Raw genomic sequence first — 25,964 nt, 5'->3', positions numbered from 1 at the left:
GCGCCGCCGGTGCGGGCGGCAGCCTGCGTCCGGCGCTGTTTGTGGCGCTACTTGTTGCCTTGCCTGAAGACTTCCCGGAACCACGCGCGGTGGTGCTTCCAGGCCCATCCGTAAGTCACCGTGCCGCGCGTCATGGCCGCGACCGAGCCCTTGACCCACAACGCCGCATAGATGTGGACAATGATGCCGCAAATCAGCGCGAAGGCGCAAATGGCGTGCACCACCGCCGAGACGCGGATGACCTCGATGGGGAAATACGCGGAGAAGTAGACGCGCCAGATCACGATGCCCGACAGCAGCAGCAACGGCATGCACAGCACCATCAGGAAGAACAGCAGCTTCTGGCCGGCGTTGTAGCGCCCGACCTCGGGCAGCGCTTCCTCGTGGTTGGCGAGCACGTCGCCGGCGTGGCGCAGCCACACGCGGTCGTTGGCGTTGAGCATGTTGTGGCGCCAGAAGCGCAGCACCAGCAGCACGAACGAGACGAACATCAGCACGCCCAGGAACGGGTGCAGGATGCGCGTCCAGGTGCCGCCGCCGAGCACGTTGCTCAGCCAGAACATCGACGGATGGAACAGCGCCAGCCCGGACAGCGCCAGCAGGACGAAGCTGATGGCGACGATCCAGTGGTTGGTGCGCTCGCCGGCGGTGTAGCGCAGGATCAGGCCGGGCCTGTCAGCGGGTTTCATGGCGTCCCTCCTCGTCGGCCGCGCGCGGCTCGCGGGCCAGTTCCGCGCGCGCGGCTTCCTCGTCTTCCTCGCTGGTCTCGTTGGGGCCGACGCGGATGTAGTGGAAGAAGCCCGCCAGCGCGGTGACGGCGATGCCGGCCACCGCGAGCGGCTTGGCCAGGCCCTTCCACAGGCCCACCAGCGGGCTGATGCGCGGCGTGTCGGGCAGGCCGTGGTAGAGCGAAGGCTGGTCGGCGTGGTGCAGCACGTACATCACGTGCGTGCCGCCCACGCCCGCGGGGTCGTACAGGCCGGCCTTGTCGAAGCCGCGCGATTTGAGGTCGACGATGCGCTCCTCGGCATGCTGCTTCATGTCTTCCTTGGTGCCGAAGACGATGGCGCCGGTCGGGCAGGTCTTCACGCAGGCGGGTTCCTGGCCCACCCCGACGCGGTCCGAGCACAGCGTGCACTTGTAGGCCTTGTGGTCCTGCTTCGAGATGCGCGGAATGTTGAACGGGCAGCCGGTGATGCAGTAGCCGCAGCCGATGCAGTTCTCTTCCTGGAAGTCGACGATGCCGTTGGTGTACTGCACGATGGCGCCCGGCGAGGGGCAGGCCTTGAGGCAGCCGGGATCGTCGCAGTGCATGCAGCCGTCCTTGCGGATCAGCCATTCGAGGTTGCCGTTGGGGTTCTCGTATTCGGAGAAGCGCATCACGGTCCAGGAATGGTCGCTCAGGTCGGCCGGGTTGTCGTAGACGCCCACGTTGTGGCCGATTTCGTCGCGCAGGTCGTTCCATTCCATGCACGCCGCCTGGCAGGCCTTGCAGCCGATGCACTTGGTGGTGTCGATCAGCTTGGCCACGGTGCCGGTCGCCGGCGCGCGCACCTGTGTCGACGGCGTGGTGGTGGCCGAGCGCCGGCGGATGTCGAGAGACTGCAGTGCCATGACGTTCCCCTGTGCCCCTTATGTCCTCTATGTTCCCGCGTCTTCGCTAGGCTTTCTCGACCTTCACCAGGAAGGACTTGAACTCCGGCGTCTGCGTATTGCCGTCGCCCACCGACGGGGTCAGCGTGTTGGTGATGAAGCCCGGCCGCGCCAGCCCGGTGAAGCCCCAGTGGATCGGGATGCCCACCGTGTGCAACGTCTTGCCGTCCACCTGCAGCGCCCTGAGCCGCTTGGTGACCACCGCCACCGCCTTGATGAAGCCGCGGTTGGACGACACCTTGACGCGGTCGCCCGCGACGATGCCGAGCTCCTTCGCCAGCGCCTCGCCGATCTCCACGAACTGCTCGGGCTGGAGGATGGCGTTGATGCGCGCGTGCTTGGTCCAGCCGTGGAAATGCTCGGTGAGCCGGTAGGTGGTGGCGACGTGCGGGAACTGCGCGACCTTGCCCATCGCCGCGAGGTCGTCCTTGAACACGCGCGCGGCCGGGTTGCTGGTGGCCTGCGGCTGCTTGTCGTTGAGCGGGTTGTAGCCCAGTGGCGTCTCGAACGGCTCGTAGTGTTCCGGGAACGGCCCCTCGGCCATGCCGGCGCGGGCGAAGAAGCGCGCCACGCCTTCCGGGTTCATGATGAACGGCCCCATGCCGCCGGCCGGGTCCTCGTCGGCCTTGAAGTCCGCCACGTCGGCGCCGCCCCACGCGGTGCCGTTCCAGCCGATCAGCTTGCGCGCCGGGTTGAACGGCTTGCCGGCCGGATCGCACGAGGCGCGGTTGTACAGCACGCGGCGGTTGGCCGGCCACGCCCAGGCCCAGTTCAGGGTCTGGCCGATGCCGGTGGGGTCCGTATTGTCGCGCCGCGCCATCTGGTTGCCGGCGCTGGTCCAGGCGCCGCAGAAGATCCAGCAGCCGCTGGCGGTGCTGCCGTCGTCGCGCAGCTCGGCGAAGCCGCTCAACTGCTCGCCCGCGCGCCGCGTCACCTTGGCGGGGTCCTTGGGATCCTTGAGCTCGGCGATGGCGCGGCCGGAGTATTCGCGGGCCAGTTCTTCCGGGTTCGGGCTGTACGGGTCCGCGTAGGGCCAGGTCAGGTTGAGGATCGGGTCGGGGAACTTGCCGCCGTCGGCCTGGTACATCTTGCGCATGCGCAGGAACAGCCCGGCCATGATCTCCAGGTCGCTGCGCGCCTCGCCCGGCGGCTCGGCGCCTTTCCAGTGCCATTGCAGCCAGCGCCCGGAGTTGACCAGCGCGCCGTTTTCCTCGGCGAAGCAGGTGGTGGGCAGGCGGAACACCTCGGTCTGGATCCGCGCCGGGTCGACGTCGTTCATCTCGCCGGCGTGGCGCCAGAACTCGGAGGTCTCGGTGGCCAGCGGGTCCATCACGATCAGGAACTTGAGCCTGGCCAGCCCGGCCGCGAGCTTGGCCTTGTTGGGCGCGGCCACCAGCGGGTTGAAGCCCTGCGCGATGTAGCCGTTCATCTTGCCCTGGTTCATCAACTCGACCACCTGCAGCAGGTCGTACAGCTTGTCGAGCTTGGGCAGGTAGTCGTAGGCCCAGTGGTTGTCCGCGGTGGCGGCGTCGCCCCACCACGCCTTCATCAGGCTGACGTGGAACTTGGGGTAGTTCTGCCAGTAGCTGAGCTGGTTGGGTCGCAGCGGCTTGAGCGCGCGCGCGGCGATGTACTTGTCGTAGTCCTGCTCGGGCTCGCTCGGCAGCGTCATGTAGCCGGGCAACTGGTTGGACAGCAGCCCCAGGTCGGTCAGGCCCTGGATGTTGGAGTGGCCGCGCAGCGCGTTCATGCCGCCGCCGGACACGCCGATATTGCCCAGCAGCAGCTGCACCATCGCGCCGGTGCGGATGATCTGCGAGCCGATCGAGTGCTGCGTCCAGCCCAGCGCGTACATGATGGTCATGGCGCGCGTGGGCGTGGCGGTGGACGCCATCATCTCGCATACGGCGAGGAACTTGTCCTTTGGCGTGCCGCACACGCGCTCCACCATCTCGGGCGTGTAGCGCGCGTAGTGCTGCTTGAGCAGGTTGAAGACGCAGCGCGGGTGCGCCAGCGTGGGATCGGTCCTGACGAAGCCGTCGTCGCCGCGCTCGTAGTCCCAGGTGGTCTTGTCGTAGCTGCGCTTGCCGGCGTCATAGCCGGAGAAGATGCCCTGGTCGAAGGCGAAGTCCTCGCGCACGATGAAGGTGAAGTCCGTGTAGTGCTTCACGTACTCGTGCTGGATCTTGTCGTTGGCCAGCAGGTAGCGGATCACGCCGCCCAGGAACACGATGTCGCTGCCCGTGCGGATCGGCACGTACAGGTCCGCCACCGAGGCCGAGCGCGTGAAGCGCGGGTCCACCACGATCAGCCGGGCCTTGTTGTGCGCCTTGGCCTCCGTCACCCACTTGAAGCCGCACGGGTGCGCCTCGGCCGCGTTGCCGCCCATCACCAGCACCACATCCGCGTTCTTGATGTCGACCCAATGGTTCGTCATCGCACCGCGGCCAAACGTCGGGGCAAGACCTGCCACCGTCGGGCCGTGTCAGACGCGCGCCTGGTTGTCGAAGCCCAGCATCCCCATGCTGCGGATGGTCTTCTGCGTGAGGTAGCCCACCTCGTTGCTGCTGGCCGAGGCCGCCAGCATGCCGGTGGTCAGCCAGCGGTTGACCGTCTTGCCGTCGGCGGTCTTGTCGACGAAGTTGGCGTCGCGGTCTTCCTTGAGGCGCTTGGCGATGCGGTCCAGCGCATCGTCCCACGACAGCCGCACCCACTTGTCCGAGCCGGGCGCGCGGTATTCCGGGTATTTCAGCCGGCTGGGGCTGTGGATGAAGTCGATCAGCCCGGCGCCCTTCGGGCACAGCGTGCCGCGATTGACCGGATGATCCGCGTCGCCCTCGATGTGGATCACGCTGGCGGTGGCGTTCTTGGCGCCGTCCCCCAGGCTGTACATCAGCAGGCCGCAGGCCACGGAGCAATACGGGCAAGTGTTGCGCGTCTCGGTGGCGCGGGCCAGCTTGTAGGCCCGCACCTCCGCCAGCGCCTCGCCCGGCGAGAATCCCATCAAGGCCAGGCTGGAGCCTGCCAGGGATGCGCCGGTTATCTTCAGAAACTGGCGCCTGTTCATCGTAACCATGAGAACTCTCCTGGACATGGCGACAACGGTGGGGTTTTTGCGTCTTGTTCCAGAGAGTATAGGCAGGGAAATGCACAAGCGGGACGCGTGCTTTCCCGATCAAGCATGGTCGTTGGTGGATACGACAGTGCGGAACGATGGCAGGTGACGCCGAGGCCACCGCCCGTCAAGCGGGAGCCACCACGCCCGCCACGAAACCACGCCGGTGCTACGCCGTGGCGACCCAAACCGGTCGCGGCAGCAGCCCGAACCACCCAAACCGCCCGAGCCTCAAGGCCCACAGAAAGCCCAAACAGAAAACCCGACCCAGGAGAAAAAAGCGACTCCCGAAACCCAAGAAACAAGCAAAAAAACCAATAAAAAAGGCCACTCCGAAGAATGGCCCTTTACACCCCGCGACATCCACACCCCGTCGTTCCAACCCTGCACGCTCTATGGCCTGCATCGGGTACCCTGGAACCCCGCTGCGAAGATCGGTAACGATGCCGTCCACGCGGACAATTCGCCGGTGGCCCAGTTCTCAGACTTATGCATACATTTACTGCGGCTCGTTACGTGGGAAATCATAAGTATCGTCTATAAGACATGATGTCGAGAATAACCCATATTTTCGGGCTCTGTTCCGGCACTCGGACCGGGCCACCTCGTGGCTGATCCGGTCGTTATGTGATTTTTAAATCATAAAACGGGCATCACTGCCCCATCCGGCGCTCGCGCAACTGCTGTTCCAGCCGGGAGATGCACAGGTCCACGCGCGAGCGCTTGCGCAGATAGCGGATGCCGAGCGCGGCGAACAGCACTGCGGTAACGGCGCACAGCGCCGTCAGGAGGGTCAGGTCGGATTGCATGGGGGTCTGCGTGGGGTTCGGGCGTGCCCCGCGGGCGCGCGGTGATACCCGGGCGCCTGCGCCGGGCATGCGGCAGGCCACTCCCGGCCGCTCCCGCAATAACGTCAGCCGCCGGGCAGTCTGAAGGGATACCCAACCTCTGGGTGGATTGGAAAAATCCGGCGCCCGCCGGTGGCCCGCGGACCGGACCGTCGCCTTCCGCCAATCGTTCGCTTGTGGCAGCGCGCGGTGCGCTAGCCCACGTTATGATCGCGCGGACGCGGTTAGGCTCGGAACGTCGCGCTCAGGTCTGACCCACTTGCGCGCGTTTTGCGCCTCGCCTATCCCCCGGTGGGCGGGGCGCCTTTCTGCGCCGGCGAGAGTGCGTCGACGGTTCCCGGTCATTCCCCCTTTCGCCGGCGTCGTCCCGCGTTTCGCCGGCTGCCGCGCCGCTGCCGCTTTTTCCAACGCCATCATTTTTCCTGGAGCCGCCATCCATGCTCGGTGCTATGGATTTCCTCGCCGTGGTGCGCCACGCCCCGCTGGTGTCGATCGACCTGATCGTCACCGATGCCCGGGGCCGCGCGCTGCTCGGCCGCCGCCGCAACCGTCCCGCGCGCGACACGTGGTTCGTGCCGGGCGGGCGCATCCGCAAGGACGAAAGCCTCGATGCGGCATTCCGGCGCATCGTCGCGGACGAGCTCGGCATTGCCGGCGCCGAGCGCGCCGGCGCGGTGGCGCGCGGCGTGTTCGAGCATCACTACCCGGACAACTTCGCCGGGGAGCCGGGCGTCACCACGCACTACGTTGTGCTGGCCTACGCCTGGACGATGCCGGACGAGGCGCAGGACAGCGGGGAGGCGGCGGGCATGCCGGAACAGCACAGCGCCTACCGCTGGATGACGCCCGGGGAACTGCTCGGCCGCGACGACGTGCACGAGAACACCAAGGCCTACTTCCGCTGAAGCCGGCCCGCGCCGTTCAGGCGGCCTCGGGCACCAGCCCGGCGCGTTGCGCGGCGCGGGCGGCGGCCGTGCTGGCCGCGGCCTGCGTGGCTTCCGTGGCTTCCGCGGATTGAGTGGCTTGCGCGGCTTCGCCGGTTTTCGCGGGCGCCGGCTGCGCGAACACGGCGCATTCCTCGCGCAGGTATTCGGCGAACGGCGCCGCCACCTCGGGATGGCGCAGCGCGAACTCCACCGTGGCCTTCAGGTAGCCGAGCTTGCTGCCGCAGTCGAAGCGCCGGCCTTCGTAGCGGTAGGCCAGCGCCTGCTCGTGGGCGAGCAGCGCCTGGATCGCGTCGGTCAGTTGCAGCTCGCCGCCCGCGCCCGGCGCGAGCGCGCCGAGGTGCGCGAAGATGCTGGGCATCAGCACGTAGCGGCCCACCACGCCGAGGTTGGACGGCGCCGCCTCGGGCGCGGGCTTCTCCACGATGCCGGACATCTTGAACACGCGCTCGTCCCACGGCTTGCCGTCGATCACGCCATAGGAGCGGGAGTCCCGCGGCGCGATCGCCTCCACGCCGATGACGCTGCTGTGATAGTGGTCGAAGACCTCGATCATCTGCTTGAGCACGGGCGTGCGCGCGTCGAGCAGGTCGTCGGCCAGGATCACCGCGAACGGCTCGTCGCCGATCAGCTTGCTGGCGCAGCGCACCGCGTGGCCGAGCCCGAGCGGCTCGGCCTGCCGCACGTAGAAGCAGTCGACGTGGGCGGGCTTGATGCCGCGCACCAGGTCCAGCAGCGCCTGTTTGCCGCGCGCCAACAGTTCGGCCTCCACCTCGTAGGATTTGTCGAAGTGGTCCTCGATGGCGCGCTTGCTGCGCCCGGTGACGAAGATCAGCTCGGTGATGCCGGCCGCGATGGCTTCCTCCACGGCGTACTGGACCAGCGGCTTGTCGACCACCGGCAGCATCTCCTTCGGGCTTGCCTTGGTGGCGGGAAGGAAGCGCGTGCCTAGGCCGGCCACCGGAAATACGGCTTTCCTGATCTTGAGCATGGATCTACCCCCGTCGTGTGGTTGCCCGGCCGAGGCGGCCGCGGCGCGGCTTGCCCAGGTGCAGCCAGCGTATCGCCGTGGCCAGACGGGCATCTGCCAACAGTTCGCCCTATTCAGACAGTGCGCGCGCGCGAGCGCCACGGCGCGGCGCGGCGGCCTTAGAGTCGGGCCATCAGGTCGGGCCATGAGGTCGGGCCATCAGGTCGGATCGTCGGTCGGACCATCAAGCCGGACTGCCGCACGACGGGCAAGCACAACGAACAAGCACGATGAACTGGTATCGCATCACAGACCTTGGCGATGCTGCCGTGACGCTGCCGCTGGCGTTCGCCACGGCCTTGTGGCTGCTGCGCGCGGACGGGTGGCGCGCCGCGCTGCGCTGGGTCGCGTGCCTGGCGGCGGGCTCGGCGGTGGTGCTGGCCAGCAAGCTGCTGCACGCGGGCTGCGGCCTGGCGCTGGAGCGCTTCGACATGCGCGTGATCAGCGGCCACGCGATGCTCTCGGCGGCGGTGTGGTCGGTGTTCCTGGCGCTGCTGCTGCGCGGCGCGCGGCCGGGTTGGCGCGCCGCCGGCCCGACACGGGGACTGCTGCCGGGGCTGACACTGGGCCTGGCGCTGGCGGCCCTGATCTGCCTGAGCCGCGTGCTGCTCGGCGCGCACACGCCGGCCGAGGTGGTGGCCGGCTGGCTGCTCGGCGCCGCCATCGCGGGCTGGGTGCTGCGCGCCTGCGCGCCCGCGCCGCGCCGGCCCGGCAGCAGCGTGATCGCCGGGGCGGCGCTGCTCGGCCTGTGCACGGTCGCCACGGTCGCCTACGGTCGCCACGCGCCGCTGCAGCAGATCATCTGGCACTACTCTCCGTACTACGCGCAGGTGATCTGCTACCAGGGAGACTAGCGCGATGCGTCTGCTTTGTCCCGCCGCCCCCCGCCCGCCGCGCCGCGCCGCGCGCCATACCCTGCCCGCCGCGCTGCTCGCCTGCCTGTGCCTGTTCGCCGCCACCGCGTGCGGCGGCGACCACGGCGCGGACAAGCCCAGGCCGGCCGGCAGCGCGCCGCCGCCGGCCGCGGCCGGGCTGGCGGACAGCGGCACCATCACCTGCGCCGCGCCCGCCGCCGGCGCCGACGCCCCGCCCGACGGCGACACCATCGAGGCCGACACGCCCGGCAGCGACGGCTCGCGCATGTTCGCGCCGGGCAGCACCTTCGAGGTGAGCATCACCACGCGCGCGGCCGGCGCCGACGTCGCCAACTGGTCCATCGCCGACACCTGGGGCCGGGTCCGCGCGAACGGGCAGTTCCCGGTGGACGCCGGCCCGCGCGTGTCGACGATGGATTGCAGGGCGAGCGCCGCCGGCTACTTCGCCGTGTCGGTGAGCCTGGCCTCGGCCGGCGGCGGCCTGCGCTCGCGCGGCACGCGCCCCAACGGCATCGCCACCTTCGGCGTGCTGCCCGACGTCTCCGCGGTGCTGCCGGCGGCCAGCTACGCGCGCCAGGACCTGCACCGCTTCGGCGGGCAGGGCACGGCGTTCGTCGCGCCCGGCCAGACCTGCTGCGACGGCGACGGCTATCGCCCGATCTATCCGGCGCTGGGCCTGTCGTGGGCCAACGACAACCGCAACTGGTCCGTCACCGAGCCGAGCGGCCCCAACACCTTCAACCCGGCCACCTATCCGCTGGCTTCCTATTTCCAGCCCGGCGACCTGATGCGGCTGATCCAGCTCGACGGCATCCCCGGCTGGGCCAGCCCGACCGGCCAGCCCACCTATGGCTACGCGCCCAAGTCCATGCCGGCGTACCAGGACTACATGACGCGCGTGGGGCTGGAGTCGGCCGCCGCGCGCGCGCGCTATTTCCCGGCGCAGTCGGCCAACTATTACCAGGTGACGTGGGAGCCCGACTACGACGGCGGCCGGCCGTGGAAGGACACCGACGCGAACTTCGTGGCGATGTACAAGGCGACGTGGCAGGGCATCCACGCCAACGATCCCAACGCGGTGGTGATGGGCACCACCAATGCCTTCCTGCGGCAGAACTCGGTGTGGATCGAGCGCCTGGCGCCGCTGGGCATCGCGCAGTACCTCGACGGCCTGAGCGCGCACGGCTACTACGACGCCGGCACCTCGCCGTCGCACCCGCCCGAGCGGCTGGTCGGCGCGCCCAGCGCCGCGGACGCCGCCAACGCGCTGCCGGCGGCCATGCGCGAACTGCGCCACGTGGTGGCCACGCGGCTCAAGCGCGGCGCCCGCCTGTTCGTCACCGAGACCGGCATCAGCTACGACCTCGGCGCGACCTACGGCCCCGACTACCCGACCCAGAACATCCTCTACGCGCACGGCGCGGTGGTCGCGCGCGCGCACCTGATCCTGCTCGGCGAGGGCGCCGACGTGAGCTTCGTGTTCTATGCCGCCGACCCGCCCGACGAGCCCGGCTACGGCATCTTCTTCAACCTGGACAACCCGAAAGGCAGCCACGGCCCGGCGCGCGTCAGCCCCAAGCCGGCGGCGATGGCGGTGGCGGCGATGACGCGGCTGGTCGACGGCACCAACACGCTGGGTCCGCTCAAGGGCCTGCCGCAGGGCGTCTACGGTTATGCGTTCCAGCGCCTGGGCAGCAACAGCATCGTGACCGCGCTGTGGACCCACGACAATGCCAGCTGGAGCGCCGCGAGCGGCTTCAGCGCGACCTACAGCGTGCCCTACACGCTGACCGTGGACGCGCCCGGCACCAGCGGCAGCGTGACGGTGCTGGACATGATGGGCAACGCGGCCACGGTGCCGTACGCCAATGGCGCGCTCACGCTCGCGCTGACCGAGGCGCCGCTGTACGTGATCTCGGCCAACGCGACGGTGGCGCAGGCCGGCGTGACCACGCCCGAAGGCTACGTGGCGCAGTAGGGCCTGCCTATTTGTTGCCCGAGGTCTCGAACAGCGCGGTGACGTTCTTGGTCAGCACCAGCAGCGTGGCGGCCTCGGCCAGCGCCTGCTCCTTGCGGCGCAGCTCGCGCTCCAGCTCGCGGATGCGGCGCTGGTCCTGCTCGTGCAGGCGCCGCACCGCGCCCATGCCGCGGCTGTCGGAAAGCGCCGCGGCGGCGCTGCGGCGCCAGTATTCCAGCTCGAGCGGGTCGACGGCGTTGTCGCGGCACCACTGCGACTTCTGCTGCTCGCCCATCGTGCCGGTGGCGAGCACGGCCTCGAGCCGGGCCTCGCCGGCGGCGGCGGGGTCGGCCGGCGGCATGGCCAGCGCGTCGGCGCGCCAGCGCCCGAGCGCGGCCATCGAGATGCGCATCTCGGCGGAGACCTGCTCGACGCTGGCGCTCTCGGGTGGCAGCATCCGCGCCACGGCGCGGTCTTTGATGGACTGAGCGTACCTAGCCACAGTGGTTCACCCTGTTTTCTCCGTGCGCGGCGCGGGCCCGGCGCGCTCAAGCGGCGGGGCGCTCGCTTGGCTGCAGAGCCGGCTCGCCGCTGCGCTTGTTGGCCGGGAACAGCGCATCGCGCATGCGCAGGAACGGGAATTCGATCGCGCGCGTGGCGGCGTAGCCCACCACGATGGCCACCGCGAACTGCAGCGCCAGCGCCAGGCCCCACAGCGGCACCGCCGGCACGCCCAGCGCGGTCGCCTTGCGGATGAACAGGTCGCCGGGGGCCAGCGCCACCGAATGCCACAGGTAGATGCCGTACGAGTACACGCCGGTCCACGCCACCGCGCGGTACAGCCACGCGGTGCGCAGCTTGCCCGAGTATTCGAGCACCAGCACGATCAGCGCGGCGAAGCCGATCGACTGGATGGTGTAGCCGATGGTCTCCTCCAGCACCAGGTTCCGCTGCAGCAGCACCAGCCACGCCGCCGTGGCCGCCACGATGGCCACCAGCAGCATCTTGCGGCGCGCGATGCGGTGGTACAGCTCGGGCTTCATCCAGTACAGGGTGGCCAGCATGACGCCGTACAGCAGGCTGTCGATGCGGTACTGCGTGTAGGCCGAGGCGCCTTCGAGGTCGCCGCTGGCCACCGCGAAGCAGCGCGCGGCCAGCACCACCACGCACAGCGCCGCCGTCATCCACAGGATGGTGCCGGCGCGCAGCGACAGGCGCGCCACCAGCAGCAGCACCGCGGGCAGGAACAGGTAGAAGTGCTCCTCGACGGCGAGGCTCCAGGTCTGCGTGATGGAGCTGCCCAGGTAGTTCTGCAGGTGCGTGAGGTTCTGGTACAGGAAGGTGCTGGTCGGGTGCCGCCCGGCCAGCACGTGGAACAGGATCAGCGCGTAGTAGGCCGGCCAGATCTTGAAGATGCGGCGGATGATGAAGCGGCGCGCGTCCACGTGGCCGTTCTGCGCGTACTGGCGCAGCAGCAGCCCGCCGACCAGGAAGCCGCTCAGCGTGAAGAACAGGTTGACGCCCTCGCGGCCGAAGTTCTTGAGCGGATACTCGATCAGCGCGATGAGCGGGTTGCCGGTGCTCACGGCATGGAAGTGCATGCCCATCACGGCGATGATGGCCAGCCCGCGCACGAAGTCGAGTTCGATCGAGCGGCTGCCGATGTGCTTGCCGCGGGTTGCCGGGTTTTCCATGCTGTTCTCCTCCAAGCGCGCTGTCGGGATGGTCTTGCTCCTGGCGCGGCCGGCGCGGGTCGTGCGCGCGCCGCCTACCGCATGCCGGGCGCGTCCGCTTCGCTCATGTCCGCGGGCGCGCCGAAGCGCTTGCGGATGAAGCGGCACGGATTGCCGCCGTAGATGCCTTCCGGCTCCAGCGAGCGGTGCACCACCGACAGCGGCGTGACCACCGCCGAGCGCCCGATGGTGATGCCCTTCTGCACCACGCAGCCGGCGGTGATCCACACGCCGTCCTCGATCACGATGGGCGCGACCTGCAGGTCCATGTTGCCGTCCAGCGCGTGCGAGCCGGCCGTCAGGAAGCTGCCCTGCGAGATGCACACGTTCGAGCCGATGCGCACCGGCGCCTGGTTGTAGATCCACACGTCCATGCCGAACCAGCAACTGTCGCCGACCTCCAGGTTCCACGGCGACTTGACCCGGATCGGGTGCAGCAGCCGGCAGCGGCGCCCGATGCGCGCGCCGAACAGCCGCAGCAGGCCCGCGCGCAGGCCGGAGAACGGGATCAGCTTGTTGCTGATGATGGCGGCCTCGATCACGAACCACATCGCCTCGACCAGCACGCCGCGGCGGCGCACGTAGTTGCCGGGCCCGGCCAGGTCGAGGTCGACCACGCGGCCGGCGGACGCGGCCCGGGTGCCGTCGCGCGCATTGCGCGTGTCGCGCGCATCACGCACTTCCGGCGTGGCCGCCTCGCGCGGGCCGGCCGCGCGTTCCAGGTAGTCTGCGTATGCTTCGGTCTTCATGTCCGGTCCTTCGCCCCTCGCGCACCGTTCGCGATTTCATTCATTTCGTTCCTGTCGGGAAAATTATCGAACGTGAAACAGCGGGCGAATCGCTATTTGCCGGGAATGGCCTTTCGCAAGGGGCGTTTTGGCGGCTTGGCACTACGGCGCCAGGCCGGCCGCGGCCTAGGCCGCGGCGCGGCGCAGCGTCTGCTTGAATTCGCTGAGCGTGTTGCGCGCGAGCAGGTGCGCGCGCGGCGGGGCGGCGGCGGGCGCCGCCGGCGCCGGCCACGCGGACTGCCCGAGCTGGTCGAGCGCGCGCCCGATCGCCGCGGGGGAGAGATCGTCCAGCACCGGCCCCAGCTCGCGCCCGCGGCAGAACCAGCCGATCAGCCCGTCGGCGGTGGCGATCACGGGCTTGCCGGCGCGGTAGGCCTGCACCAGCACGCCGCTCATGCCGTAGTGGCCCTTGTAGCCGAGCCACACCGCGTCGCAGGCGCAGAACAGGGCGGCCTCGTCCTCGTCGGAGATGAAGCGGTCCAGCATCACTATCGGCGGCGACAGCGCGCGGCTGGCCTCGCGCAGGAACGCGCGCACGTCGGCGTCCTGCTGGCCCGCCACCACCAGCGCGGGCGCGCGCGGATGCGCCGCCAGCGCCGCCACCAGCTCGCGGATGCCCTTGCGCTCGCTGATGGCGCCATACACCAGCAGGTGCCGGCCCGGACCCAGCCCGAGCCGCGCGCGCGCCGCCGCGGGATCGGCCGGCAGCGCCTCGGGGCAGGGGTCGGCGAGGTAGGCGACGGCCTGGGCGCGGCCGCTGGCCGAGGCCACCCACTGCGGCAGCGTCGGGTCGATCGACAGCAGCGTCTTCATGCCGCCGGTGTCGAGCGCGCGCCGGAACAGCCAGGTCTTGACCGCGTTGACCAGCGGCTGGCGCGGCGCCTTCACGCCCACCTTGCTGTGATGGAAGCTCGCGCGCATGGTGATGCCGACCCACGGCACCGCGCCGAACGGCGAGCCCAGCAGCGGCAGCGCGTAGAGGAAGTAATCGACATACGGCACCACCACCAGCGAGGCGGGCCGCTCCGCGCCGGCGATGCGGAACGCGTGGCGGAACATGCGCCAGAAGCGCACATAGGCCACGCGGCCGGCGCCCGCGCCCGCGCCGGCCGGGGCCGGTACGAACAGCAGCGTGGTGTGCGGCTGCTGCCCGGCCAGCAGCCGGCGCGCCAGCGGGTGCTCGCGGTTGGCCGGATCGGTGGCTACCATGCAGTGGTAGCCGGCCTCGCGGTAGGCCTGCATCGCCCACTCGACGTAGCGCCAGCGGTGGCCGGTGAAGTCGTGCTCGATGATCAGTGCGGTCGGGTCGGGCATGGCGGGTCCGGACGCAGCGGGCCCGGCGCGGGCCGCCGTGCAGCGGGTTGCGGAGAATCCTCCGTTTCACATTAGCACCGCGCCTGCCGCGCCAGCCGCCAATCTGCGCCCCGCTGGCGGAAAAGCACTGGCCCGCGCGCGGCGCCGCGGGGTGACGGATTAAAGCTATGCCCTGGCGATTGCCGCCCGCGCGGCTGCGGTAGATTGGGCCGCATGGCTCGCAAGCGTTGGCCGCGTCACCGGCATCCCCGGCGCCGGCCGCCGCCGCGCGCCGCCCGAGCGCCTGTCCACGACGTCACCGAGGGGCACAGCAACATGGCCAGATCCCTGCGCGGCGCAGCCGCCTTCCTGCCGCGGTCCGGGCTGCATGCCAGCTCGGCCGCGTGGGTGCTGGGCCAGCAGGTGATGGTGCGCGGGCTGGTGGCGGTCAAGTTCCTGGTGGTCGGCCGCATCCTCGGCCCGTCCGCGGTCGGCATCGCCGCGGTGGCGCTGCTGGCCGTGGCCATCGCCGAGGCGCTCAGCGACACCGGCCTGCCGCAGGCCGTGGTGCAGGGCCAGCAGCCGCCCTCGCCGGACCAGCTCGGCGCGCTGTGGACCGTGCTGACCTGCCGCGGCGCGCTGGTGGCGCTGCTGCTGGCGGCGCTGGCGCCGGTGCTGCAGGCGCAGTTCCACCTCGACGGCGCGCTGCTGCCGCTGCTGATGGCCGCCGCGCTGCCGCTGGTGCGCGGGCTGGCCTCGCCGGCCTATTTCGTGGTCACGCGCGAGCGCGGCTTCCAGCAGATCGCCGGCATCGAGGTGGCCGCCGCCGCCACCGACTGCGTGGTCGGCGTGGCCTGCGCGCTGGCCGGCGCGGGCGCGGGCGCCATCCTGATCGGCCTGCTGGCCGGCGAATCGCTCAAGAGCGCGCTCACGTGGCTGGGCATGAAGCCGCGCCCGCCGCTGCGCCCGCGCTGGACCGGCATCGGCCACTACATGGGCTTCAGCCGCTGGATCTGGGCCGGCAGCGTGGTCAACCTGCTGCTCAACCAGTTCGACAAGGTCATCGTCGGCAAGCTGCTCGGGCCGGCGCAGCTCGGCGTGTACCAGATGTCGTCCAAGTTCGCGCAGATGCTGCTGGCCGATGCCGGCATCGCCATGTCGCAGTACCTGTTCCCCACTTTCGCCGCGCGCTTTCGCAAGCAGGACGGCTCCGACGCCACGCTGCTGCGGCGCTTCGTGCTGCTCGGCGGGCTGGGGCTGGCCGCGGTGGTGGTGGCGCTGCGGCTGGCTGCGGAGCCGCTGTTCCTGCTGGTGCTGGGGCCGGCGTGGCTGGGCGCGGTGCCGCTGTTCCGCATCTTCGCCATCTACATGGCCATCGGCGCGCTGATCGCGGTGCTGGTGGCGTACCTGCGCGCGGTGGGCCTGCCGCGCGCGGCCACCGAGGCCTCGGTGATCCAGATCTGCGTGCTGCTCGCCGCGGTGCCGCCGGCCACGCACTACCGCGGCGCGGCCGGCCTCGCGTGGGCGATGACGCTGGGCCTGTCGTGCGCCGCGGCCTGGATGCTCTACCGCATCCACCGGATACGCGGCGCGCGCACGCACAAGGAGGCATGATGCGGATTCTTCATCTGGTGCTGACCCCGCGCCTGTCGGGCGCGGAGATGCTGGCCAAGGACCTGGCGATCCACCAGCAGTCCCACGGCGACACCGTGTGCGTGTCGGCGCTGATGCCGCAGCAGGACGACTTCGCGCCGCTGCGCGCCCAGCTCGACGCCGCCGGCGTGCGCTGCCTGTTCCCCGCCCGGCCGCACAAGCTGCCCGGGCGGCTGTGGCACCTGCGCGGCGTGCTGCGCGCGTGCCGGCCCGACATCCTGTTCGCCCACGCCACCATCCCGGCGTTCTACGCGCGCGCGCTGCCGTCGCGCGTGCCGGTGGTGTACGTGATGCACTCGGCCGCCAACGACTTCGAGCGCAAGCTGTTCCGCAACGTCGAGCGGCTGCTGTCCACGCGCGCGCGCGCCGTGATCGGCGTGTCGCAGGGGAACCTCCGCGACTACATCGGCGCGGTGGGCGAGCATCCGCTCATGGCGGTCATCCCCAACGGCGTGGACACCGGCCGCTTCTTCATCCGCCCGGCCGTGCCGGCGCGCGCGCCGCTGGTGGTGCAGGTGGGCCGCTACGCGGCCATCAAGAATCAGCTGCAGACCGTGCTGGCGTTCCGCGAGGCGCTGCGCGACGTGCCCGACGCGCGGCTGGAGATGTACGGCGTGATCGAGGACCCGGCCTACTACGCCGAGGTCTGCGCGCAGGTATCCGGTCTTGGCCTGGGCGACAAGGTGTGGGTCAACGGCCCGCAGAACAACGTGCCGGAGCTGCTGGCCTCGGCGACGGTGTTCGCCATGCCGTCGGCCTCGGAGGCGCACAGCATCGCCTTTCTCGAGGCGCTGGCCGCTGGCGTGCCGGTGGTTGCCAGCGCGATTCCCGCCTTCGCCTTCGCGTGCGACTACCCGGGCGTGCAACTGCTCGATACCGGCGACGCCGCCGCCTACGGCGCGGCGCTCACGCGCGCGCTGGCCCAGCCGCGCATGGCGCGCTCGCTCGACGGCCTCACGCTGAACGACACCGCCGGCCAGTACCGCGCGCTGGCGCGCCGGCTGGTGAGCTCGGCCTGAGCGCCGCCGCGGGGAGGCATAGAAACAGGAGGAGGCAGAGATGGAACGCAAGCGTGTACTTGTCCTGAGCCCGCACGCCGACGACGCCGAGCTGGGCGTGGGCGGCTACCTCGCGCGCGTGGTCGACGCCGGCGGTGAGGTCATGGTGGTGCTGGCCACGGCCGGCACCAGCCGCTCGCTGAACCTGGGCCGGGTGGTCGGCGAGCGCGAGCGCCTCAACGAGTTCCTGGAGTCGATGAACGTGCTGGGCGTGCAGGCCACCGAGGTCCTGACCACCGGCTTCGACGGCGCGCTCGACACCGTGCCGCGCGCGCAGATGATCCACCGGCTGGACATGCTGCAGAACCGCTTCGAGCCGGACGAGGTGCTGATCCCGCTGGCGTCCTCGCACCAGGACCACCGCTACTGCTGGGAGGTCGGGCTGGCCGCCACGCGGCCGAGCCGCGCCAAGCACGCGCCGGGACTGGTGGCCGCCTACGAGTACCCGGCCACGTGCTGGGGCGGCGGCGGCATCGTCGACGTCGCCGGCGGCACCTTGTACATCGACGTGAGCGCGACCTGGCAGCGCAAGATCGACGCGCTGCGCAGGCATGTCTCGCAGATCCACGAAGGCGCCGGCCACCTCGTCGGCGTGGCCGGCGTCACCGCGCTGGCGCAGTGGCGCGGCGCCGAATCCGGCTTCGCGCTGGCCGAGGTGCTGCACGTCCTGCGCATGCGCTGGGGCGACTGAACGCCTGCCGCGCGGCCGCGATCGCCCGCCCGCCGCCTGGCTTTGCCCGCCAGCCGGGCGGGCCTGCCTCTTACGTTCCCGCCGTTTCTTTCCATGTCGCCGCCCGCCGCGCGGGCGGCGCGCACGGCACCTGCGCGCTGAAAGACGCGGTAACAGTGGAAGAATCACGCGAACTGCGCGCCGCCTCCGGCCATATCGAATGGAGCATATTAATTATTTTTTCCGAATTTTTTTATTTGTAAATAACCAGGCAACGCCATGCGCCTGCCTAGTGAAAAATTGTAAGCAAAAGTTAATGGCTTGCCTATATGCCGGCATGCACTTTAATTGGTCACTATGTTCGCTGGCGCGCACTGGTTTTTACGCCATATTTGCTGCTTCGCAACATGCTGCACTACAGTGCAAGAGCGTTGTCCAAAGCCGCCCCGGAGCCGGGCTGGCACCGTCGAGCAGGCCTAAATCCTGCTGGTGGAGTGGGAGTCGCACGGACTTTTCAGGGATTATTCTGATAGACGGACGCCTTCCGCCAACACTTCGCTACTTTCCGACACCGCCGTATTCCTACGGTTTCGGGATGTCTACGATGCAACGCAACACCAATTAAAAAATTCTCGAAGGAAACGGTCAATTCAATGGGGGGAAAACCATGCCCTATGCGCAGCTCGAACCGGCGACGGTTAGTTGGCTCAGTTCCTCGTTTAGTACTTCCATTAATCGTTCCAAGTGCGCCGCGCGACGCGTCGGTATTCTCCTGTTCGACGGATTTTCACTACTAGGTGCCGGTCTGGTGGCAGAGCTGTTCCAGACTGCCAATGAATGCTCCGCGTCCGGCGCGGGCAAGGAAGCCGCCTACGACGTCCAGCTGCTGTCCGTGGATGGCGGCAGCGTGGCCTGCTCGTCGGCGCTGCGGGTCTGGACCGACGGGCTCGACCCGCGCGAGTTCGCCGGCTTCGACGTGCTGTTCATCGCCGGCGGCGCCGGCGCGCGCAATGCCGCGGCCGACGAGCGGCTGCTGCGCTGGCTGCGCGTGGTGACGCCGCGGACCGCGACGGTGCGTCCGATCGCGGAAGGGCGCGCGGTGCTGGCCGCCGCGGGCATCCTCAAGTCGCAGGGCGGCGAGCACGGCAATGTGGTCTACGGGCTGCACAGCGCCGACGAATCGGGCGAGCAGTACGAGCTGGTGCGCAGCGCGCTCACGCTCATCAAGCGCGATCTCGGCCTGGACGTGGCGCGCGCGGTGGGCAGCCGCGTGATGCCGGCCTGGACCGCGCGCCTGATGCCGCGCCTGGCCGACACCGGCACCACCAGCGTGGGCGACAAGATCCGCGCCGCCGCGCGGTGGCTGCACGAGCACTGCGAGCAGCAGATCTCCGTGTCCGACGCGGCCCAGGTGGCGACCATGAGCGAGCGCAACTTCCTGCGCCGCTTCAAGCTCGAGATGGGCGTGACGCCGTCCGACTACCTGCTGCATGCGCGGCTCGACACCGCCTGCAGCTTCCTCGCCGAGACCGAGCTGCCGGTCGACAAGGTGGCGCGCCGCTGCGGCATGGGCAATGGCGACCGGCTGGCCAAGATCTTCCGCAAGCGCATGTCGATCTCGCCGACCGAGTACCGCCAGCGCAGCAAGGCCGGCATCGCCTGCGCGGGGTGAGCGCCATGCGCGCACCGCGGCAGCTGCACAGGGCGCAGCGCAGGCGGCATCGCCGCGCATGCGCGATGCCGCATCGGACAACGGGCGACGCGCTGCGCGGCGCGCCGGGAGCGCGGCTCCCGATCGAGGAGGGCAGGGATATGTCGAAGACGCTCGTGGAAGCCGTGGCCGGGACGTTGCCGATGCAGTCGGCGCCATCCATGCAAGCGCCGGCAGCGGCGCCCGCGCAGGCGCAGGACGTGGCCGCGCGCCTGCGCATCACGCCGGTGGTGCTGGCCGGCGGCGCCGGCACGCGGCTGTGGCCGTTGTCGCGGGAGCACTTTCCCAAGCAGCTGATCGATCTGGTCGGCCCGGACTCGCTGCTGCAGGCCACCGTGCGGCGCATGCAGGGCTTCTCCGGCCGGCACCCGGTGGACGCCACCGCCATCATCGTGTGCGGCGACGAGCATCGCTTCGTCACCGCCGAGCAGCTGCAGGCCGGCGGCATGCAGGGCCGGCTGGTGGTGGAGCCGGCGCGCCGCAACACCGCGCCCGCGCTGACACTGGCCGCCACGCTGGCGCGCGCCGACGGCGCCGACGCGATCCTGGTGGTGATGCCCGCCGATCACGCCATCCCCGACACCGGCGCCTTCCACCGCGCGCTGGCGCTGGCCGCCAGCCACGCGGAGCAGGGCGCCATCGTCACGCTCGGCGTGCCGCCCACGCGGCCCGACACCGGCTACGGCTACATCAAGCTCGGCGAGCCGATGGCCGACGGCGTGCGCCACATGGAGCGCTTCGTCGAAAAGCCGGCGCTGGAGCTGGCCGCGCAGTACGTGGCCAGCGGCAACTACTGGTGGAACAGCGGCATCTTCGTGGTGCGCGCCTCGGTCTGGCTCAAGGCCATCGAATCGCTGCACCCGGCCATCCACGAAATGTGCGTCGCCGCGGCCGCCGAAGGCGAGCAGGACGGCCAGTTCTTCCGGCCGTGCGCGCGGCAGTTCCTGCTGAGCCCCTCGGACTCGATCGACTACGCCGTGATGGAGCGGCTCGACTGCGGCGACGCGCCCTGCCGCGGCGTGGTGGTGCCGCTCGAGGCGGGCTGGTCCGACCTCGGCTCGTGGGACGCGGTGTGGGACGCGATGGACAAGGACACCGCCGGCAACGCCGCGCGCGGGCGCGTGGTGTTCGAGGGCGCGCACTCCAGCTACGTGCATTCCGACGGCCGCCTGGTGGCCTGCGTGGGCACCAGCAACATCGTGGTGGTAGAGACCGCCGACGCGGTGCTGGTGGTGGACCGCTCGCACGTGCAGGACGTCAAGGACGTGGTGGCGCGCATGAAGATCCAGCACGCGCCGGAAGCCGACGCCCACCGCAAGGTGCGGCGCCCGTGGGGCTTCTACGACTCCATCGAGCACGGCGACCGCTTCCAGGTCAAGCGCATCGTGGTGCAGCCCGGCGCGCGCCTGTCGCTGCAGCTGCATCACCACCGCGCCGAGCACTGGGTGGTGGTCAGCGGCACCGCGCTGGTGGTGCGCGGCGAGGAGAAGTTCCTGCTCAGCGAAAACCAGTCCACCTTCATCCCGCTGGGCGTGCTCCACCGGCTGGAAAACCCCGGGAAGCTGCCGCTGGAAATCATCGAGGTGCAGTCCGGCGGCTATCTCGGCGAGGACGACATCGTGCGCGTGGACGACACCTACGGGCGCTGCGCCTGACGCGGCGCGCACGGGCGGGGGCGCCGCGGGGAGGCGGCGGAAGAACGGGCGGCAAGACGTGGCGCGGGCGTGGTCCCGGGCCGTGGCGGGAAGGCATCGGGAGAGGGGAAATGCTGAAGATCGAAGGCTTGCTGGCGCGCCTGCTGGACGTCGCGCTGGTGTTCGCGGGCGCCGCCATCGCTTCGCACATCCGCTTCGACGAGATGGCGCAGCGCACCTTCTACGACGTTTTCCTCGCCTTGTCGGTGGCCTTCACGCTGGCGCTGTTCCCGGCCTTCGGCATCTACGAGTCGTGGCGCGGGCGCTCCAAGTTCGGGCTGGCCGGACACCTCGCGCTGGCCTGGCTGCTGGTGCAGCTGTGCGGCATCATGGTGCTGTTCTCGCTGCACCACGCCGCCACCGTGTCGCGGTTGTGGTTCGTCTACTGGACGGCTTCCACCGGCGCGCTGCTGATCCTCTCGCGCCTGCTCACGCACGGCGTGCTGGGGCAGATGCGCAGCGCCGGCATGAACCTGCACAAGGTCGCGGTGGTGGGCTGCGGCGCGCACTGCAGCGCGGTGATCCGCCGCAGCGCGGCGGCGCCGGCCTCGGGCTTTCGCGTGGTGGCGGCGTTCAACGTGGCGCCGGCGGTGGGCAGCCTCAACGTGAAGGTGCCCACCTTCGAGGACCGCGCCGCGTTCCACCGCTACATCCGCTCGCAGGACATCCATGAAGTGTGGCTGGCGCTGCCGCTGTCGGAGGAGCGCACCATCCTGGAGTTCGTGGCGGAGTTCCGCGAGGAACTGGTCAACGTGCGCTTCATGCCGGACCTGCGCAGCCTGGCGCTGTTCGACAGCGGCACCATCAGCCTGATCGGCATGCCCGCCATCAACCTGGTGGCCTCGCCGCTGTCCGACAGCGCGCTGCGGCAGAAGGACGTGTTCGACCGCCTGTTCGCCGCCGCCGCGCTGGTCGGGCTGTCGCCGCTGCTGCTGGCCATCGCCATCGCGGTCAAGCTCTCGTCGCCGGGGCCGGTGCTGTTCAAGCAGAAGCGCAAGAGCACCGACGGCCGCATCTTCACCATCTACAAGTTCCGCTCGATGCGCGCGCACGTGGAAGCCACGGGCGTGGTCACGCAGGCCACCCGCGACGACCCGCGCATCACGCGCGTGGGCGCCTTCCTGCGCCGCACCAGCCTGGACGAGCTGCCGCAGTTCTTCAACGTGCTGCGCGGCGACATGTCGGTGGTGGGCCCGCGCCCGCACGCCATCGAGCACGACGACCAGTACCAGAAGCTGGTGAGCGGCTATATCCACCGCTACCGCGTCAAGCCCGGCATCACCGGCTGGGCCCAGGTCAACGGCTTCCGCGGCGAGACCGACCGCATCGAGAAGATGGAAGGCCGCATCGCCTGCGACCTGTACTACCTCGGCAACTGGTCGTTCGCGCTGGACATGCGCATCATCGCGGCCACCGTGGCCAAGGGGCTGATCCACCGCAACGCGTACTGACACAGAGGGGACCGGGGACTGCGCTGGCGCAGCCCCCGGCGGGAAGCAATCGCCATCAGGGAGTCGCTTGTTATGGCTGCCAAGTTCGATACCCAGTACACCGACGTCTCCAGCGCCACGGAGCTTCGCCTGTCCGACTACCTCGTCACGCTGCTGGAGAACTGGCGCATGATCGCGGCGGTCACGCTGGTCGCGCTGCTGGCGGGCACCGCCTTCGCGCTGCTGCAAAGCCCGGTCTACCGCGCCGACGCGCTGATCCAGGTCGAGGACAGCAAGGGCAACCCCAACAACCAGAACCAGAATTCGCTGCAGACGCTGTCGTCGATCTTCGACTCCAAGTCCACCGCGGCGGCCGAGACCGAGCTGCTGCGCTCGCGGCTGGTGGTGGAAGAGGCGGTGCGCAAGCTGCATCTGGACATCGCCGCCGGGCCGCGTTACTTCCCCGTGGTCGGGCGCTGGCTGGCGTCGCTCAACGACGGCATGGCGGCGCCCACCACGCTGCTGGGCCTGTCCGACTACGCCTGGGGCGCCGAGTCGATCACGGTGTCGTCGTTCGAGACGCCGCAGAAGTTCTATGGCAAGCGCTTCGTGCTGGTGTCCGACGGCGAGCGCAGCTTCACCGTGCGCGACCCCGAGGGCAAGGCCGTGCTGCAGGGGCGCGTGGGCGAGGAAGCCAGCGCCGCCACGCCGCTGGGCCCGGTCAGCGTGCGCGTGGACGAGCTGGCCGGGCGCAAGGGCTCGCAGTTCGAGCTGGTGCGCTATTCCACCGTGGGCACCGTGGAGCGCGTGCAGCGCGCGCTCTCGGTGGGCGAGCTGGCGCTGCAGTCCGGCATCATCCGCGCCAGCATCGAAGGGCCCAGCGCCAAGCTCACCGCCGACATCATCAACACCATCGCGCGCCAGTTCGTGCAGCAGGACATCGGCCGCCGCTCGGCCGAGGCCGAGCACACGCTGGCCTTCCTCGACCAGCAGCTGCCGGCGCTGCGCAAGCAGGTGGACCAGGCCGAGGAGCGCTACAACGCCTTCCGCAACCGCCAGGGCACCGTCAACCTGGGCGAGGAAAGCCGGCTGCTGCTGCAGCAGATCGTCGACAACAAGGCCTCGCTCGACAAGCTGACCACGCGCCTGGCCGAGGTGCGCACGCTCTATACCGACGAGAACCCGGCGGTAAGCGCGATCACCGCGCAGATCGCCACGCTGACCGCGCAGCAGGGCGCGCTCAAGCGCCGCGTCTCGGTGCTGCCCGACACCGAGCAGACCGCGGTGCGGCTCGAACGCGACGTGCGCGTCAACACCGAGCTGTACACCAACCTGCTCAACAACGCCCAGCAACTGCGCGTGATCAAGGCCGGGCAGGTGGGCAACGTGCGCGTGGTGGACTTCGCCGAGCCGGCCGACGAGCCGGTGCGCCCGCAGCGCGCCGTGCTGGTGCTCATCAGCGGCGGCGTGGGGCTGGTGCTGGGCGCGCTGCTGGCGTTCCTGCGCAAGGGGCTGTGGGGCGGCGTGGAGAACCCGCAGGAGCTCGAGCGGATGCTGGGCGTGCCGGTGTGCGCGGTGGTGCCGCGCAGCCGCACCCAGTTGCGCCTGCAGCGCGAGCTGCGCCTGGGCCGCAGCCGCCAGAGCGTGCTGGCCGCGCGCGCGCCGGACGACATCGCGGTGGAGGGCGTGCGCAGCCTGCGCACCAGCCTGCAGGGCGCGCTGGCCAGCGCCAGGAACAACGTGGTGATGCTCACCGGCGCCAGCCAGGACGCGGGCAAGTCGTTCATGTCGGTCAACCTGGCCGCGCTGGTGGCCACCGGACGCAAGCGCGTGCTGCTGATCGACGGCGACATGCGCCGCGGCGAGGTCCACTCGCATTTCGGCCTGCCGCAGGTGCCGGGCCTGTCGGACGCGCTGATGGGCACCGACATCGAATCGGCGGTCGCGCATGACGTGCTGCCGGGGCTGGACGTGCTGCCGCGCGGCACGCTGCCGGGCGACCCGGCCGAGCTGCTGATGGGCGACCGCCTGGACTCCCTGCTCGACTGCTTCAAGCAGCGCTACGACATGGTGATCATCGACACGCCGCCCGTGCTCGCCGTGACCGACGCCGCGCTGCTGGGCCGGCACGCCGGCACCACGCTGCTGGTGGTGCGGCACGGCCGCCATTCCGCCAACGAGGTGGCCGAGACCGCGCGGCGCCTGAACAACGGCAGCGTGCTGCTGCAGGGCGTGCTGCTGACCGACGTGCCCAAGCCGCCGCTGCAGCTGCGCTCGAGCTACGGCGGCTACTACGGCTACCAGGGCGGCGCGCGCTAGCCGGGCGCCGGCCGCCTCTTCCTCACACCCGCCCCACCAACACCAACGCACGGCAGGAGAAACGCAATGTCGCACAAGGTTGCTCTGATCACAGGCATCACCGGACAGGATGGCTCCTACCTCGCGGAGCTGCTGCTGGAAAAGGGATACGAGGTGCACGGCGTGAAGCGCCGCACGTCGCTGTTCAACACCGACCGCATCGACCATCTCTACCGCGAGCCGCATGACCCCGACCGGCGCCTGTTCCTGCATCACGGCGACCTGACCGACGCGGCCAGCATGCTGCGCGTGATCCAGCAGGTGCTGCCCGACGAGATTTACAACCTGGCGGCGCAGAGCCACGTGGCGGTGTCGTTCGAGGAACCCGAGTACACCGCCAACGCCGACGGCCTCGGCACGCTGCGTCTGCTCGAGGCCATCCGCATCCTCGGGCTGGAGAAGAAGACGCGCTTCTACCAGGCCTCCACCTCCGAGCTGTACGGCCTGGTGCAGGAGATTCCGCAGAAGGAAACCACGCCGTTCTATCCGCGCAGCCCCTACGCGGTGGCCAAGCTCTACGCCTACTGGATCACGGTCAACTACCGCGAGGCCTACGGCATGTACGCCTGCAACGGCATCCTGTTCAACCACGAAAGCCCGGTGCGCGGCGAGACCTTCGTCACGCGCAAGATCACGCGCGCGATCTCGCGCATCGCCGTCGGGCTGCAGGACGAGTTCTACCTGGGCAACCTGTCGGCGCTGCGCGACTGGGGCCACGCGCGCGACTACGTCGAGATGCAGTGGCTGATGCTGCAGCAGGAAAAGCCCGAGGACTTCGTCATCGCCACCGGCGTGCAATACAGCGTGCGCGAGTTCGTGCAGTGCGCCGCGGCCGAGCTCGGCGTGACGGTGCGTTTCGAAGGCACGGGCGTGGACGAGGTGGGCGTGGTCGAGCGCGTGCAGGGCAAGGAGACCCGCCTGTCGCCGGGCAAGGTGATCGTGCGCGTGGATCCCAAGTACTTCCGCCCGACCGAGGTGGAGACGCTGCTCGGCGATCCGTCCAAGGCCCACGACAAGCTCGGCTGGTCGCCCGCCACGCCGTTCTCCAGGCTGGTCAAGGAGATGGTGCGGGCCGACTTCCAGATCGCCCGGCGCGACGCGCTGGTGACGCTGGCCGGCTTCCAGGCGCTGGAACACCACGAGTAGGGCCGATC

Annotated in this window: 19 protein-coding genes and 1 pseudogene; 11 read left to right on the top strand and 9 right to left on the bottom strand. The window is 69.9% G+C overall.

What is annotated here, in order from left to right:
- Positions 1–47: 47 nt before the first annotated feature.
- The 4 genes from KF708C_RS26085 to KF708C_RS35960 all read right to left on the bottom strand — a co-directional run bounded on the left by KF708C_RS26085 (position 48) and on the right by KF708C_RS35960 (position 5,577).
- Positions 48–689: a formate dehydrogenase subunit gamma gene (locus KF708C_RS26085; RefSeq protein WP_020203092.1), complete on the bottom strand. Its 642-nt coding sequence runs from the start codon at positions 687–689 to the stop codon at positions 48–50.
- Positions 676–1,614, bottom strand: a complete 939-nt coding sequence (fdxH, locus tag KF708C_RS26080) for a formate dehydrogenase subunit beta (protein WP_020203093.1) — start codon at positions 1,612–1,614, stop codon at positions 676–678. The genes KF708C_RS26085 and fdxH overlap by 14 nt, the downstream gene beginning before the upstream one ends.
- Positions 1,615–1,660: 46 nt before the next feature.
- Entirely contained in the window at positions 1,661–4,729 is a 3,069-nt protein-coding gene (gene fdnG, locus KF708C_RS26075) for a formate dehydrogenase-N subunit alpha (protein ID WP_155888070.1), read from the bottom strand.
- A 692-nt stretch (positions 4,730–5,421) separates the two neighbouring features.
- Entirely contained in the window at positions 5,422–5,577 is a 156-nt protein-coding gene (locus KF708C_RS35960; protein WP_156173953.1) for a hypothetical protein, read from the bottom strand.
- A 476-nt stretch (positions 5,578–6,053) separates the two neighbouring features.
- Here KF708C_RS35960 and KF708C_RS26065 point away from each other — a divergent pair, with 476 nt between their 5' ends.
- A complete protein-coding gene (locus KF708C_RS26065) occupies positions 6,054–6,521 on the top strand; it encodes a GDP-mannose mannosyl hydrolase (RefSeq protein ID WP_059413870.1) in 468 nt (155 codons plus the stop codon).
- 16 nt (positions 6,522–6,537) lie between these two features.
- Here KF708C_RS26065 and galU read toward each other — a convergent pair whose 3' ends face one another.
- Positions 6,538–7,551: a UTP--glucose-1-phosphate uridylyltransferase GalU gene (gene galU, locus KF708C_RS26060; protein ID WP_082079877.1), complete on the bottom strand. Its 1,014-nt coding sequence runs from the start codon at positions 7,549–7,551 to the stop codon at positions 6,538–6,540.
- A 269-nt stretch (positions 7,552–7,820) separates the two neighbouring features.
- Between galU and KF708C_RS26055 the strand changes: the two genes are divergently transcribed.
- Together KF708C_RS26055 and KF708C_RS26050 are read left to right on the top strand one after the other, a co-directional pair.
- Complete coding sequence (locus KF708C_RS26055; RefSeq protein WP_020206134.1) at positions 7,821–8,444, top strand: phosphatase PAP2 family protein; 624 nt, start codon at positions 7,821–7,823, stop codon at positions 8,442–8,444.
- 4 nt (positions 8,445–8,448) lie between these two features.
- Positions 8,449–10,443, top strand: coding sequence for a hypothetical protein (locus tag KF708C_RS26050; protein ID WP_059413867.1), 1,995 nt, complete (start codon positions 8,449–8,451; stop codon positions 10,441–10,443).
- Positions 10,444–10,489: 46 nt separating this feature from the next.
- Here KF708C_RS26050 and KF708C_RS36535 read toward each other — a convergent pair.
- The 4 genes and pseudogenes from KF708C_RS36535 to KF708C_RS26030 all read right to left on the bottom strand — a co-directional run.
- Positions 10,490–10,924: pseudogene (locus KF708C_RS36535) on the bottom strand (IS3-like element ISAzo10 family transposase); the annotation flags it as partial.
- 46 nt (positions 10,925–10,970) lie between these two features.
- Positions 10,971–12,116: an acyltransferase family protein gene (locus KF708C_RS26040; protein ID WP_020423976.1), complete on the bottom strand. Its 1,146-nt coding sequence runs from the start codon at positions 12,114–12,116 to the stop codon at positions 10,971–10,973.
- Between the two features lie 74 nt (positions 12,117–12,190).
- Positions 12,191–12,904, bottom strand: a complete 714-nt coding sequence (locus KF708C_RS26035) for a DapH/DapD/GlmU-related protein (RefSeq protein WP_231586580.1) — start codon at positions 12,902–12,904, stop codon at positions 12,191–12,193.
- A 165-nt stretch (positions 12,905–13,069) separates the two neighbouring features.
- Positions 13,070–14,257, bottom strand: a complete 1,188-nt coding sequence (locus tag KF708C_RS26030) for a glycosyltransferase (RefSeq protein WP_059413864.1) — start codon at positions 14,255–14,257, stop codon at positions 13,070–13,072.
- Positions 14,258–14,572: 315 nt separating this feature from the next.
- On the opposite strand from KF708C_RS26030, the gene KF708C_RS26025 reads away from it, so the two are divergent.
- From KF708C_RS26025 to gmd, 8 genes are all read left to right on the top strand, one after another.
- Complete coding sequence (locus KF708C_RS26025) at positions 14,573–15,850, top strand: oligosaccharide flippase family protein (RefSeq protein ID WP_059413862.1); 1,278 nt, start codon at positions 14,573–14,575, stop codon at positions 15,848–15,850.
- Complete coding sequence (locus KF708C_RS26020; protein ID WP_059413860.1) at positions 15,850–16,908, top strand: glycosyltransferase family 4 protein; 1,059 nt, start codon at positions 15,850–15,852, stop codon at positions 16,906–16,908. Before KF708C_RS26025 ends, KF708C_RS26020 begins: the two co-directional genes overlap by 1 nt.
- Before the next feature lie 40 nt (positions 16,909–16,948).
- Entirely contained in the window at positions 16,949–17,638 is a 690-nt protein-coding gene (locus KF708C_RS26015; protein ID WP_020206126.1) for a PIG-L deacetylase family protein, read from the top strand.
- 646 nt (positions 17,639–18,284) lie between these two features.
- Positions 18,285–19,289, top strand: coding sequence for a GlxA family transcriptional regulator (locus KF708C_RS26010; protein ID WP_029044265.1), 1,005 nt, complete (start codon positions 18,285–18,287; stop codon positions 19,287–19,289).
- 200 nt (positions 19,290–19,489) lie between these two features.
- The gene (locus KF708C_RS26005; RefSeq protein ID WP_043367387.1) at positions 19,490–20,983 is read left to right on the top strand and encodes a mannose-1-phosphate guanylyltransferase/mannose-6-phosphate isomerase; all 1,494 of its coding nucleotides are present in this window, start codon (positions 19,490–19,492) and stop codon (positions 20,981–20,983) included.
- 110 nt (positions 20,984–21,093) lie between these two features.
- Positions 21,094–22,473: an undecaprenyl-phosphate glucose phosphotransferase gene (locus KF708C_RS26000; RefSeq protein ID WP_059413858.1), complete on the top strand. Its 1,380-nt coding sequence runs from the start codon at positions 21,094–21,096 to the stop codon at positions 22,471–22,473.
- A 72-nt stretch (positions 22,474–22,545) separates the two neighbouring features.
- On the top strand, positions 22,546–24,771 hold the full coding sequence (locus tag KF708C_RS25995; RefSeq protein WP_059413856.1) for a polysaccharide biosynthesis tyrosine autokinase: 2,226 nt from the start codon (positions 22,546–22,548) through the stop codon (positions 24,769–24,771).
- A 66-nt stretch (positions 24,772–24,837) separates the two neighbouring features.
- Complete coding sequence (gmd, locus tag KF708C_RS25990; protein WP_059413854.1) at positions 24,838–25,956, top strand: GDP-mannose 4,6-dehydratase; 1,119 nt, start codon at positions 24,838–24,840, stop codon at positions 25,954–25,956.
- Positions 25,957–25,964 lie beyond the last annotated feature (8 nt).

The sequence above is a fragment of the Cupriavidus basilensis genome (assembly GCF_000876015.1).
Lineage (GTDB): Bacteria > Pseudomonadota > Gammaproteobacteria > Burkholderiales > Burkholderiaceae > Cupriavidus > Cupriavidus basilensis_B.
Note: the sequence above shows the minus strand (reverse complement) of the source record. Positions and strands in the feature narration are given on the sequence as shown.

What these genes read in the sequence shown, in the direction of transcription:
- KF708C_RS26025 (WP_059413862.1), top strand. Translation starts at nt 14,573, where the DNA reads ATGGCCAGATCCCTGCGCGGCGCAGCCGCCTTCCTGCCGCGGTCCGGG.
- galU (WP_082079877.1), bottom strand. Translation starts at nt 7,551, where the DNA reads ATGCTCAAGATCAGGAAAGCCGTATTTCCGGTGGCCGGCCTAGGCACG.
- KF708C_RS26030 (WP_059413864.1), bottom strand. Translation starts at nt 14,257, where the DNA reads ATGCCCGACCCGACCGCACTGATCATCGAGCACGACTTCACCGGCCAC.
- KF708C_RS26020 (WP_059413860.1), top strand. Translation starts at nt 15,850, where the DNA reads ATGCGGATTCTTCATCTGGTGCTGACCCCGCGCCTGTCGGGCGCGGAG.
- fdxH (WP_020203093.1), bottom strand. Translation starts at nt 1,614, where the DNA reads ATGGCACTGCAGTCTCTCGACATCCGCCGGCGCTCGGCCACCACCACG.
- KF708C_RS26050 (WP_059413867.1), top strand. Translation starts at nt 8,449, where the DNA reads ATGCGTCTGCTTTGTCCCGCCGCCCCCCGCCCGCCGCGCCGCGCCGCG.
- KF708C_RS26035 (WP_231586580.1), bottom strand. Translation starts at nt 12,904, where the DNA reads ATGAAGACCGAAGCATACGCAGACTACCTGGAACGCGCGGCCGGCCCG.
- gmd (WP_059413854.1), top strand. Translation starts at nt 24,838, where the DNA reads ATGTCGCACAAGGTTGCTCTGATCACAGGCATCACCGGACAGGATGGC.
- KF708C_RS26015 (WP_020206126.1), top strand. Translation starts at nt 16,949, where the DNA reads ATGGAACGCAAGCGTGTACTTGTCCTGAGCCCGCACGCCGACGACGCC.
- KF708C_RS25995 (WP_059413856.1), top strand. Translation starts at nt 22,546, where the DNA reads ATGGCTGCCAAGTTCGATACCCAGTACACCGACGTCTCCAGCGCCACG.
- KF708C_RS35960 (WP_156173953.1), bottom strand. Translation starts at nt 5,577, where the DNA reads ATGCAATCCGACCTGACCCTCCTGACGGCGCTGTGCGCCGTTACCGCA.
- KF708C_RS26010 (WP_029044265.1), top strand. Translation starts at nt 18,285, where the DNA reads ATGCCCTATGCGCAGCTCGAACCGGCGACGGTTAGTTGGCTCAGTTCC.
- KF708C_RS26040 (WP_020423976.1), bottom strand. Translation starts at nt 12,116, where the DNA reads ATGGAAAACCCGGCAACCCGCGGCAAGCACATCGGCAGCCGCTCGATC.
- KF708C_RS26085 (WP_020203092.1), bottom strand. Translation starts at nt 689, where the DNA reads ATGAAACCCGCTGACAGGCCCGGCCTGATCCTGCGCTACACCGCCGGC.
- KF708C_RS26005 (WP_043367387.1), top strand. Translation starts at nt 19,490, where the DNA reads ATGCAAGCGCCGGCAGCGGCGCCCGCGCAGGCGCAGGACGTGGCCGCG.
- KF708C_RS26065 (WP_059413870.1), top strand. Translation starts at nt 6,054, where the DNA reads ATGCTCGGTGCTATGGATTTCCTCGCCGTGGTGCGCCACGCCCCGCTG.
- KF708C_RS26000 (WP_059413858.1), top strand. Translation starts at nt 21,094, where the DNA reads ATGCTGAAGATCGAAGGCTTGCTGGCGCGCCTGCTGGACGTCGCGCTG.
- KF708C_RS26055 (WP_020206134.1), top strand. Translation starts at nt 7,821, where the DNA reads ATGAACTGGTATCGCATCACAGACCTTGGCGATGCTGCCGTGACGCTG.